Annotated in this window: 12 protein-coding genes; 4 read left to right on the top strand and 8 right to left on the bottom strand. The window is 43.7% G+C overall.

What is annotated here, in order from left to right:
- From RMO35_RS19775 to RMO35_RS19765, 3 genes are all read right to left on the bottom strand, one after another.
- On the bottom strand, positions 1–305 hold a 305-nt coding region (locus RMO35_RS19775; RefSeq protein WP_309743451.1), incomplete at its 3' end, for an ATP-binding cassette domain-containing protein.
- A gap of 68 nt (positions 306–373) precedes the next feature.
- Positions 374–940 carry a Uma2 family endonuclease gene (locus tag RMO35_RS19770; protein WP_309743448.1) on the bottom strand — a complete coding sequence of 189 codons (567 nt, stop codon included), beginning with the start codon at positions 938–940 and terminating at the stop codon, positions 374–376.
- Between the two features lie 88 nt (positions 941–1,028).
- Entirely contained in the window at positions 1,029–1,382 is a 354-nt protein-coding gene (locus RMO35_RS19765; RefSeq protein ID WP_396135700.1) for a DUF1257 domain-containing protein, read from the bottom strand.
- 274 nt (positions 1,383–1,656) lie between these two features.
- Here RMO35_RS19765 and RMO35_RS19760 point away from each other — a divergent pair, with 274 nt between their 5' ends.
- A complete protein-coding gene (locus RMO35_RS19760; RefSeq protein ID WP_309743444.1) occupies positions 1,657–2,556 on the top strand; it encodes a DUF4351 domain-containing protein in 900 nt (299 codons plus the stop codon).
- A gap of 124 nt (positions 2,557–2,680) precedes the next feature.
- On the opposite strand, the gene RMO35_RS19755 is transcribed toward RMO35_RS19760, so the two are convergent.
- The 3 genes from RMO35_RS19755 to RMO35_RS19745 are packed head-to-tail and all read right to left on the bottom strand — an operon-like array spanning position 2,681 to position 4,223.
- Entirely contained in the window at positions 2,681–3,655 is a 975-nt protein-coding gene (locus tag RMO35_RS19755) for a pentapeptide repeat-containing protein (RefSeq protein ID WP_309743442.1), read from the bottom strand.
- Positions 3,656–3,693: 38 nt separating this feature from the next.
- Positions 3,694–3,996: a type II toxin-antitoxin system RelE/ParE family toxin gene (locus tag RMO35_RS19750; protein ID WP_309743439.1), complete on the bottom strand. Its 303-nt coding sequence runs from the start codon at positions 3,994–3,996 to the stop codon at positions 3,694–3,696.
- A complete protein-coding gene (locus RMO35_RS19745; RefSeq protein WP_309743437.1) occupies positions 3,996–4,223 on the bottom strand; it encodes an addiction module protein in 228 nt (75 codons plus the stop codon). Before RMO35_RS19745 ends, RMO35_RS19750 begins: the two co-directional genes overlap by 1 nt.
- Before the next feature lie 154 nt (positions 4,224–4,377).
- Here RMO35_RS19745 and RMO35_RS19740 point away from each other — a divergent pair, with 154 nt between their 5' ends.
- The 3 genes from RMO35_RS19740 (at position 4,378) to RMO35_RS19730 (ending at position 8,908) form a co-directional block, all read left to right on the top strand.
- Positions 4,378–5,712 carry a leucine-rich repeat-containing protein kinase family protein gene (locus tag RMO35_RS19740; protein WP_309743435.1) on the top strand — a complete coding sequence of 445 codons (1,335 nt, stop codon included), beginning with the start codon at positions 4,378–4,380 and terminating at the stop codon, positions 5,710–5,712.
- Positions 5,713–5,947: 235 nt separating this feature from the next.
- A complete protein-coding gene (locus tag RMO35_RS19735) occupies positions 5,948–7,393 on the top strand; it encodes a folate/biopterin family MFS transporter (RefSeq protein WP_309743433.1) in 1,446 nt (481 codons plus the stop codon).
- 33 nt (positions 7,394–7,426) lie between these two features.
- Complete coding sequence (locus RMO35_RS19730) at positions 7,427–8,908, top strand: carotenoid oxygenase family protein (protein WP_309743431.1); 1,482 nt, start codon at positions 7,427–7,429, stop codon at positions 8,906–8,908.
- 119 nt (positions 8,909–9,027) lie between these two features.
- On the opposite strand, the gene RMO35_RS19725 is transcribed toward RMO35_RS19730, so the two are convergent.
- Positions 9,028–9,486 carry a single-stranded DNA-binding protein gene (locus RMO35_RS19725; RefSeq protein WP_309743429.1) on the bottom strand — a complete coding sequence of 153 codons (459 nt, stop codon included), beginning with the start codon at positions 9,484–9,486 and terminating at the stop codon, positions 9,028–9,030.
- 331 nt (positions 9,487–9,817) lie between these two features.
- Positions 9,818–10,598 (bottom strand): hypothetical protein (locus RMO35_RS19720; RefSeq protein ID WP_309743427.1); only part of this gene is annotated, 781 nt, incomplete at its 5' end.

Here is a 10,598-nt window from a genome sequence, read left to right as displayed (position 1 = left end):
GAAAACCTATTTGACTTAGAACCCCAAGATAGGGCGAGATCGGGTGTATTTCTCGCCCTATCTTGGGGTTCTAAGTCAAATAGGTTTTCACCTTTGTAGATGACTTCTCCGCCTGTGACTGTATATGCGGGATGTCCCGCTAGTACTTTCGATAATGTACTCTTTCCAGAGCCATTTGGCCCCATGATGGCATGGATTTCGCCAGCTTTGATTTCTATATTCAAGCCCTTGAGAATGGGCGTACCATCGACTTCGGCGGTGAGATTTTTAACTGATAATATTACTGGACTGTTAGGATTAATCATTTTAAATTTAGTGCTTAGTATAGATGGTATTTATTAAACCGCAGAGGCGCAGAGAACGCAGAGAAAGATTAGTCTAGCTTTAGCCAGTTAAAAATATCTCCAGCATTCAGTTTAATAGAGCGAGCGAATTCAGGCACAATTAACTCATTTTCAAGTATATCTACTACTTGTACTTGTCGATCGGGTTGATAAACTAATATCATCTTCTCCGCAGGATCGATTAACCAGCCTACTTCAGTACCATGATCTAAACAATGAAGAATATTCTTAATTACTTTAGTCGTACTTTGATCTGGAGATAATATTTCAATTACCCAGTCAGGTGCAGTTGTCACCACATTGGCAACCTCGCCATCATCATCTTTTGGAATGTTTTCATTCTTTAAGACAACTACATCAGGAACAATCGATCTCCCTCCGAAAGTACATCTTAGCTCTGGGAATGCGATCGCGATCTTTGTTTCCATTAACTTTGAATTAATGAATGTAAGTAATTTCATCCTCAACAAACTATGTTTTCCTTGAGGCATCGGCTTTTGAACTATCTTTCCATCAATATACTCACTCGCAGGTTTAGTTTCTGGAAGAGCCAGAAATCTCTCTAAAGTAAGATTTTTTACAGGTGTCGCAACCATTTTAAAACTCTATTTTTGTAGGGTGGGCACTGCCCACATTTAGCTATCGATCGAATTCAATTATCTGTCAATATTTATAATTGTCAAACTAAGACAAACCATCCTTTATTGCTTTAAGCTCATGATATTTCTGGTTGATGCTTGCTATCAGTGACTCAGGATTGTGATAATACTTGCCCACACCCCAAAGATCGACAATTAAGTCAAAGGTTCCATCACTATTGTTGATATTTTCAACCCAGCCAATGTCACAATCCCCTATAAGCACGGCAACTACGTTCGCATTCTTCGATTCATAGTACCCCCTTACCTTAGCATCGGCTTGAGCTGATAATCCTAGTTCTTGCAAAGCATTTAGAAGGACTTCAATATCATTTATCTGAGTCTTTAAAGTAATAAAATCATCCGATTCGTCGAATGGTAATCTCCTCGGTTTGAACAAAAACTCAATTAACTCCACTGACAAAAAGCCCTCAAGATTTGACAATAGCTGAATTGATTTGATTACTATCCATAATAGAAAAAGGATAGCTAAGTTTATTGCTAAAGTTTCAATCACAATCAATTACGAATCAAAATTGGTGACTGGCAGGTAATGTCCACCCTACGCATTAACTACTAGATAATTTAGTCCGCGTAGGCGGACTTTGCAACAATAGCCACGATTTCAATCGTAGGCATTTTAGGTAGCACTTAGGCGAAAACTAGTTCCACGCATGACCCAATTTCCTCACGACCAATTCGCGAAAAACTTACTGGAGTCGCTGCTGGCTCCAGGCGGACAAGTAACAACCGCTCTCACTATCGATAGTGAAGTAAGAGAGATCGATGTCTACTTTAACCCTAATAACGATCCTACCAGAATCTCCGACCTCGGACTCCTCGCTCGATGTGCGGCGCAACCCGCCGTATTTGAACCATTCCGAAACCCCGTCAGCACCGCCGAGATTCGGAGTTGTATGTCCAAACTTTACGATTTGCATCGAGAAACAGTTCGACAAGCTAAAAAAGATGGACGCAAGCTTACCGATGCCGAACTTCCGATCCTGTGGATTCTCACCCCCACATTAGCCGCACCAACATTAACGGGTTTTGGTGCTATAAATGAAGTAAGTTGGGGAGATGGGGTGTACTTATTGTCACCATTGCAGAAGACGGGGATTATCGTTATTCACCAATTACCATCGATTCCAGACACATTATGGTTTCGGTTATTGGGCAAAGGTAAAGTCCAACAACAGGCAATCTCCGAAGTAGCTGGCTTACCTGTCGATAGTCCATATCGTACAGATGCGCTCAAGCTATTTGGAAACCTCAGAATCATTTTAGAAGCCCAAAAAAGTCGCAAAACAGAAGATCAGGAGCTGATTATGCAATTATCACCTTTATATCTAGCCGAGATCCAAGCAGCCGAAGATCGGGGTAGAAAACTTGGCGAACGCCGAGAAGAAACTTTGATTTTGCGTCAACTGAATCGTCGAATTGGAGATGTATCACTACAGATTCAGGAACAGATCAAATCCCTACCTTTAGAAAGACTAGAAGATCTAGGTGAGGCTCTGTTAGACTTTGCTGGAATGGAAGATTTAACCGCTTGGCTAGATACTAACGGTTAACTAATCTAGTACTATCTGACTTGCGATATCTCTAACCAGATTGTGAGCATCTTGACTTAATCTTTGCAGATACTCGATCGATGTTGACGGATTACACGCGATCGCCAATCGATCGATACTTGATTCAGGAGTTTGGCAATACTTGTTGTAATACGTGTACTATATTACTAAGATTGGCACTCTGTTGGAAATAATGTTGAACATCAGAATCGTTAAATTGCAGTTGTTGGCGATATTCTTCAATCTGGATTTTAAGTTGTTTTTCATACAGTATTTGAAATTTTGCTTCAATTTCTGCTCTATCGAGCGTCTTAAATATATTTAGACGAATTACAAAGTTGCCATCACTTCGTTTTTCAATAGCACAAACGTCTAATTGATTTTTCCCACCTGTAGCTTTTGATTTTAAAGATGTATTAATTTTTTGAAATACAATAGAAAAAGATTTCCAGTCTATCCCATCTGAAAAGATTAAATCTAAGGTTTCAACGGTCTGTTGAAAGAAACGGGCAAAGCATCCAGCTTCAAAGTTACCATCAATGGGGTAACGTTTCTGTTGGTTGTTTTTTAGGTAAACGTAGTTACAGATAATTTTATCTAGATTAGTATATTTGTTAATATTCCAATTTTCTAGACAGGCTCCGGTAAAGATTGCGCTTGTAAAGTTAGTGCCTAGAGCCTGAGTACTATTAAGATTAGCATTAGTGAGATTAGTATGACTAAAATCTGCATTATCAAGTTTAGTTTCAGTCAGATTGGCATAAATTAGTTTAGAGTGAGTAAGCTTGGTATCTTCTAATTGACTTCTGCTAAGATCTACTTTGCTCAGATTTGCACCATTCAGATAACTATGACTGAGATTTACATTTCTGAGATTAGCATTACTAAGATTTGCACCACTAAGATTAGCTCGATTAAGGTAAGTATTACTCAGATTTGCACCACTAAGATTAGCATTCCTGAAATCAATACGACTGAGGTAACGATCGCTCAAATCTACACCTCTAAGATCGGGAGCAAATTTAAATTGTTGCTCTCTCCATAGATTCCATTCTGCAACACCTCGCTGAAGGATATTTAAGGGACTTGTATTAGACATAACATACCAATATCGATTCCATTCTTATGCTTTCAGATCTAATCTGTGTTGATTCTCCGGTTTTTCCAATAATTTGGTTCGCGACTATAGTGCATGATGGCTAAGATAAGGATTTCATCTTCTTCGACTGTGTACAGGATGCCGTCTGGAAATTTTCGAGTCATACATCGACGGACATCTTCATCGATAGTTTGGTAGCTGGTAGGCGATTCGCGAATTCGATAGATGGTGTTTTCTACTGCATCAATAAATGCTTGTGCCAATTGTGTCCGATTTTGGGCATAGTACTGAACCGCTTCTGCGTATTCAGTGAGGGCGGCTGGATGAAGGACATATTTCATTATTCCAAGAGCTGTCTGACTCGATCTAGAGCGTCCTGTCCGTCAATTGCTTGGACGGTACCATTGCGAATCTCATCGCGGCGTTGCTTGGCGGTATTCGTCCAGGTTGTTTGGATGGCTGGATCGACATCGAATTCCAAGCTTTGCACTAGTTCTTCAGCAAGTTTTGCTCTAGAGGCACTGGGTAATAATAAGGCTGCTTGTGTGAGTTGTTCGGCGGACAACATAAAACTATTTCATAGCTGACATTATTACTAGTTTAACGTAATGCACCAATGGTCAATGCCCAACTTCGACTTACTCAAAACTTGCTACAATCGCTACGGGGTTCTGAGCCGAAATTTTTCGATCGCTTTTCACAGATCTAAATATTGATAACACATGGAAACGATCGACTTGCTGCGCTCTGGTCAATTGCAGGGGATTAAACGGCTGGATTTAGCGGCGGGTTTAACGGAATTCCCGATCGAGATTTTTGATTTGGCAGATTCTCTGGAAATATTGAACCTGTCTGATAATCGTTTACGCTCCTTACCTGCAGATCTGGGACGCTTACATAAGCTCAAAATTATCTTTCTGAGTAACAATGATTTTGAGGAAGTCCCTGAAGTATTGGCAGATTGCCAGAGCCTGTCGATGGTGGGTTTCAAGTCTAACAAAATTAGGATTTTGGGCGAGAATGCCTTGCCGCTGGGCGTTAGGTGGTTGATTCTGACTGATAACCAGTTGGAGCAATTACCCAAATCGATCGGGAGACTTGAAAAGCTGCAAAAATTGATGTTAGCGGGGAATCAATTGCGATCGCTACCGGATGAGATGGCGGCTTGTCAGAATTTGGAGCTGATTAGATTGGCAGCAAATCGGCTGGAATCTCTGCCAACATGGTTATTTAGCCTGCCTCGGCTGTCGTGGTTGGCTTATGCTGGCAATCCGTGTTGTACGGCTAATTTATCGCCAACTGTACCCAGCATTCCGTGGGCAGATTTGACTCTCGCGGATACCTTGGGTGAAGGTGCTTCGGGGATTATTTCTCAGGGTGTGTGGCAGTCGCCAGCACAGCCGCCAACTGATGTCGCCATCAAGATTTTCAAAGGGGCAATGACGAGTGATGGTACACCAGCAGATGAAATGAATGCTTGTTTGGCTGCTGGCGGACATCCACATTTGGTCGGCGCATTGGGTAAAATTGGTGGGTTGCCTGACAATCGATCGGGTTTGATACTATCATTAATTTCACCTGATTATCAAAATTTGGGCAACCCGCCGAGCTTGGATAGTTGCACTAGAGATACTTATGCTGATGGGACATCTTTTTCGGTAGCGGCAATTTTACGGATCGCGATCGGGATTTGTTCAGCAGCGGCACATTTGCACGCTCAGGGCATCATGCACGGCGATTTATACGCTCACAATATCCTAGTGAATGGAGGAGACTATCATAGTTTGTTAGGGGACTTTGGGGCGGCTTCTAGCTACGATCTCAACGATTCGATCGTGGGTGCAGCATTAGAAAGATTGGAGGTAAGAGCATTTGGTTGTTTACTCGAAGATTTGCTCGATCGCGCTCAGGTGCCAGAGGCTGATGTGCAAAAGTTGGCACTTGATAAATTAGATAAGTTACGGCAAGATTGTTTGCAGCCAATTCCCGCCAAGAGACCTTTATTTAGAGAGATCGATTTAATTTTAGATATTCGGTGCGTTAAGCTTGAGCGATAATACACCCTACATTCATACAAATCACCTAGTCCGCGTAGCGATAACGATCGCCATTCCTTCCGACCACCGTGAATCCGGCGTTGACCTCGGAATTTACCACTGTCTTGATGCGCTGTCTTGTCGTTTTACCCTAATGACATCTCTCGCCCTAGTTCAACAAATTGGTGTGCTTCCCCGATCGCTTTGTGAAGATGAGTTAACATAGAGCTTAGATATCGCGTAACATTTATTAACAATGCTAACCGAGCGTTCCGAGTCATCAGCAGAAGATCCGCCAAATTCGATACTTACCAAGATTCTGTTCGGACACCAACCGAGTCCCGAACTGTTGGCAATCCTGATGGTATATGCCGTCCAGGGTATTTTGGGTATCTCCAGATTGGCGGTAAGCTTTTTCCTCAAAGACGAATTAGCATTATCGCCAGCCGAAGTCGCGGCGTTGATGGGCATAGCTGCCCTCCCGTGGGTAATTAAACCCGTGTTTGGCTTTATTTCCGATGGTTTGCCTATTTTTGGATATCGGCGGCGACCATACCTGATTTTATCGGGGTTACTCGGTGTCGGGGCATGGTTGAGTTTGGCAAATCTCGTCCATACCGCTGCTGCGGCGACAATTGCGATCTCGATTACCTCATTGTCGGTAGCATTTAGCGACGTGATTGTCGATTCCCTGATTGTCGAACGCGCCAGAGATGAATCTGTCGGTAAGGCTGGTTCTTTGCAAGCTTTATGCTGGGGTGCCTCAGCCGTTGGTGGACTTTTGACTGCTTATTTTAGCGGCTTGCTCCTCCAGCACTTTAGTACCCGCACTGTGTTTGCATTTACGGCAGCTTTTCCGCTGCTAGTGTCAGCAGCAGCGCTGTGGATTGCCGAAACACCGATTACCATCACTGATGGCAATCGCCAGACGATAGTCAAAGAGCAAATGCAGCAATTGTGGCAAGCATTGACTCAAAAAGCGATCTGGATGCCAACACTATTCCTATTTATCTGGCAATGTACGCCGACAGCCGATTCAGCATTTTTCTACTTCAGCACCAATGAGTTGGGCTTTACACCCGAATTTCTGGGACGAGTGCGACTGGTAACTAGTTTGGCATCATTACTCGGAGTCTGGTTATTCCAACGCTTTTTAAAAACCATCCCGTTTCGGCAAATCTTTATTTGGACGACCTTATTTTCATCCATATTGGGTTTGACAGCACTACTACTGGTTACTCATACTAATCGATCGCTCGGCATCGACGACCACTGGTTTGCACTGGGTGATAGCTTGATCCTGACAGTGATGGGGCAATTAACTTTTATGCCCGTACTGGTATTAGCGGCTAGATTATGTCCGCCCGGAATTGAAGCGACGTTATTTGCCTTGCTGATGTCAGTGCTGAATTTATCTGGACTAGTCTCCAAAGAAGGTGGTGCGATCCTCACCCACATCCTCGGCATTACTGATACTAACTTTGATAAATTATGGTTATTAGTCTTAATCGCTAACATTGGCAGTATGCTCCCCTTGACCTTCATCAACCTGCTACCAAATGATGAGCCAGAACTAGCCCCAGCAAATCTCAGAGCGATTCCACCTGGAAGTGCCGAGCATCAACAAGCAGGCGTTATCGGCGATCGATCTTTTATCCCCGATCTGTTACCAGAACTGCTCGAAACGAATTCAGAAAGCTAATTCCTAAATTCAATATTTTCTCCTCCACATCCCATGAAAACTCAAGCTACCGAACGTCCATATAATTTAGCGCAATGGAAACAAGGATATCGATCGCAAAAGCAAGAATATGATTATCAAATAACTGAAATTGAAGGACAAATCCCCCCCGAATTAACCGGGACTTTATTCCGAAATGGGCCGGGATTATTAGATATCAATGATGAATCCGTCCGTCATCCTTTCGATGGCGATGGGATGATTTGTCGGATTACATTTAAAGATGGTAAAGCTCACTTTCGCAATCGCTTCGTCAAAACAGAGGCATATGTAGCCGAACAATCTGCTGGTAAATTTCTCTATCGTGGTGTCTTTGGTACCCAAAAAGCTGGTGGCTGGTTGAATAACGCTTTTGATGTCAACCTCAAGAATATTGCCAATACCCAAGTCGTCTACTGGGGTGGTAAATTACTCGCGCTGTGGGAAGCAGCCGAACCCCATCGATTAGACCCCAAAACTTTAGACACATTAGGAATAGAATATCTCAATAATACCCTCAAACCTGGCGATCCCTTTGCCGCGCATCCACTATTCGATCCCAAACAAGAGCGGATGGTGAACTTTGGATTAAAAGCGGGCAAATTTGATACTACTGGACTGCTAACAGGGATTACCATCTACGAACTAGATCTCGATGGTAAAGTTGTCGTCGAGCATTCGCATACCATTCCTGGCTTTGCCTTCATTCATGATTTTGCGATTACGCCCAATTATTGTATCTTCTTCCAAAATCCCGTTGGTTTCAATCCTTTTCCCTTCCTATTTGGCTTAAAAGGTGCGGGTGAATGTGTCAAATTCCAACCCGAAAAACCCACAAAAATCATCGTCATCCCCCGCAATCCGCATAGTGGCGAAAAGATGCGGACGCTGGAGACTAAATCGGGATTTGTCTTCCACCATGCCAATGCCTTCGAGCAAAATGGTAAGATCTCGATCGATTCAATTGCTTATGCAACTTTTCCCGAAGTCGAACCCGACAAAGACTTCCGCGAGATCGATTTTGGGACGCTCACCCCAGGACAATTTTGGCGATTTGAATTAGATCTAGCAACCAATCGTGCTACTAGTCACCTCGTCGAACCCCGCTGTTGTGAATTCCCCACCATTAACCCCGCCAACGTTGGCAATCCCTATCGCTACGTCTATCTCGGTGCCGCTCAAACCCTCGACGGCAACGCACCCCTTCAAAGCATCCTCAAATTGGATCGCGAAACTGGCGCACAACAGTTATGGACGGCAGCCCCAACCGGATATGTCAACGAACCCGTGTTCGTACAGCGTCCTGGTGGCACTCAGGAGGACGATGGCTGGCTGATTTTGATGATTTATGATGGGAAGAAGGATCGATCTGCTGTAGTCATCCTCGACGCCGCAGATCTCACCAAAGGAGCAGTCGCGACTTTACATCTGACTCATCATATTCCCTACGGCTTGCACGGTAGTTGGACGGATGAGGTGTTTATCGATTCGCTGTAAAGTCGATCGATAAGACGATCTCTTTTAAGAGTGCGCTTAGATCGAAAAGATCTCCGACTTTTTAGAAAAGTCGGGGATCTAGCAGCACAGAGACAATGGCTAAACTGCCAAAGAATTGATTAGAAAGGAATTTTGTCGAGATCGTCTGCATCGAATGCTGGTGGTTCTTCAGCACGAGGCGCGGCTGTGGTAGTCGCTCTAGTACTGGCTGGGGGAGAACTAGGGGCGACAGATGCCGATGCACCCATTGGTGCGGTAGGAGTATCTACAGCCGTAATTCGATAGATGCGGCTGGCAACTAATTTGGCACGTTTCTCCTTATAGCCATCCCGCTCCATTGTCGTCATTTCTAGACGACCCTCGATCGTCACACGATCGCCAATTTTATAATTTTCTTTGATTTCTGTTGCCAAATTGCCCCAGCCGACAACTTCAATTGTCGGGTGTCGCTCCTCGGGACGGCTACCCGGTGGTGGCGAAAACTGAACGAACATGTCAGCTACCGCCATCTGGTTATCAGCAGTGTAGCGTAGCTCGGGATTTTTGATAATCTCCGCCATTAAAATGCAGCTATTCATAGGTTAGGTAATAAGTAAAGTTGAGGAAAACTGACATCCACTGTGGATGCTGCCCCGCCTAGAAATTGCACCAAGCAATCGCTAAGTTATAGATTTAGTTTTGCTTTAATATTTTAGTGCATAAACACTAGTTTGTAACTATAATTACTAAGCTATGTGAACTCGATCGATTTCTACTCGAATACATCTATGGCGATCGTTCTAAATGTATCTAAAACCTAGTAGATTAAAGCAAAATAGACATGAGACGATCGCTCATGCCTATTTTGTAGCTTGGTAGGATCGATCGCCAGCAGTATACAATGACGATCGAGATAATTAGGCAAAAATGCTATTCTGCATCGTTAGCATCAACGATGAGTCGCTGTTTGCGCTTGAGCAACATCCGGGCACCAAAACAAACGCCTAAAAAGGCAAACCCGCCCATCGCACTTGGTTCGGGCACTGCCGTTGCAGAGATGGTTGATGCGGCACCACCAATATTGAGAGCTTCACCGAATCGTGGACTGAGAACATCACTTTGTAATGACACAATAGAAGTGGTGGCACCAGTTAGTAGATCGAGCTGAATCCGGTTGCGATCGGCAGTATAACCAAATAAGTTACCGTTTTCAAACGTCAAGCCAGCAACTTTGTCTTTGCCAGTATTACCGATAACGCGAGTCGAACCATCTAAACCAATCGAAAATAAAACGCTATTAGCATTTCTGGTGGTCGCAAAAAATCTGCCGCCGTCGGGATTGCTCGCACTGACAGGGTTGGGGTTAAATACGATATCGCTAGCGTCACCGCCCAGTGTAAATGCACTAGGAGTTAAGCCTCCAAGAGTACTAATTAGTGTAGCGCGACCAGTTGTAGTATTGAGCTGGAAGAACCCATTTGTGGTTCCGATCGTGCCAGCAGTATTGATACCACCGATTGCGTAGAGATTATTGTTATTATCGAAGCCTAATCCATTGAGGGATATCGATCGAGTGCCATCAGAAACATCCCCGATGATGATTTGATTATTATTTGCTGGGGTTGCGGTGTTGCTGTAAGGAAGTCGATATAATTGATCGTAAGTGATCCCAAATAGCTCATTTGTCGCACTCAGCGCAATGTCAGTTAGT

This window comes from Chamaesiphon sp. OTE_20_metabat_361 (assembly GCF_031364565.1).
This window is presented reverse-complemented; position numbering and strand designations above follow the sequence as displayed.

Excerpts from the sequence above, each read along its gene's own strand:
- RMO35_RS19770 (WP_309743448.1), bottom strand. The coding sequence starts at position 940 with ATGGTTGCGACACCTGTAAAAAATCTTACTTTAGAGAGATTTCTGGCT.
- RMO35_RS19760 (WP_309743444.1), top strand. The coding sequence starts at position 1,657 with ATGACCCAATTTCCTCACGACCAATTCGCGAAAAACTTACTGGAGTCG.
- RMO35_RS19755 (WP_309743442.1), bottom strand. The coding sequence starts at position 3,655 with ATGTCTAATACAAGTCCCTTAAATATCCTTCAGCGAGGTGTTGCAGAA.
- RMO35_RS19750 (WP_309743439.1), bottom strand. The coding sequence starts at position 3,996 with ATGAAATATGTCCTTCATCCAGCCGCCCTCACTGAATACGCAGAAGCG.
- RMO35_RS19745 (WP_309743437.1), bottom strand. The coding sequence starts at position 4,223 with ATGTTGTCCGCCGAACAACTCACACAAGCAGCCTTATTATTACCCAGT.
- RMO35_RS19740 (WP_309743435.1), top strand. The coding sequence starts at position 4,378 with ATGGAAACGATCGACTTGCTGCGCTCTGGTCAATTGCAGGGGATTAAA.
- RMO35_RS19735 (WP_309743433.1), top strand. The coding sequence starts at position 5,948 with ATGCTAACCGAGCGTTCCGAGTCATCAGCAGAAGATCCGCCAAATTCG.
- RMO35_RS19730 (WP_309743431.1), top strand. The coding sequence starts at position 7,427 with ATGAAAACTCAAGCTACCGAACGTCCATATAATTTAGCGCAATGGAAA.
- RMO35_RS19725 (WP_309743429.1), bottom strand. The coding sequence starts at position 9,486 with ATGAATAGCTGCATTTTAATGGCGGAGATTATCAAAAATCCCGAGCTA.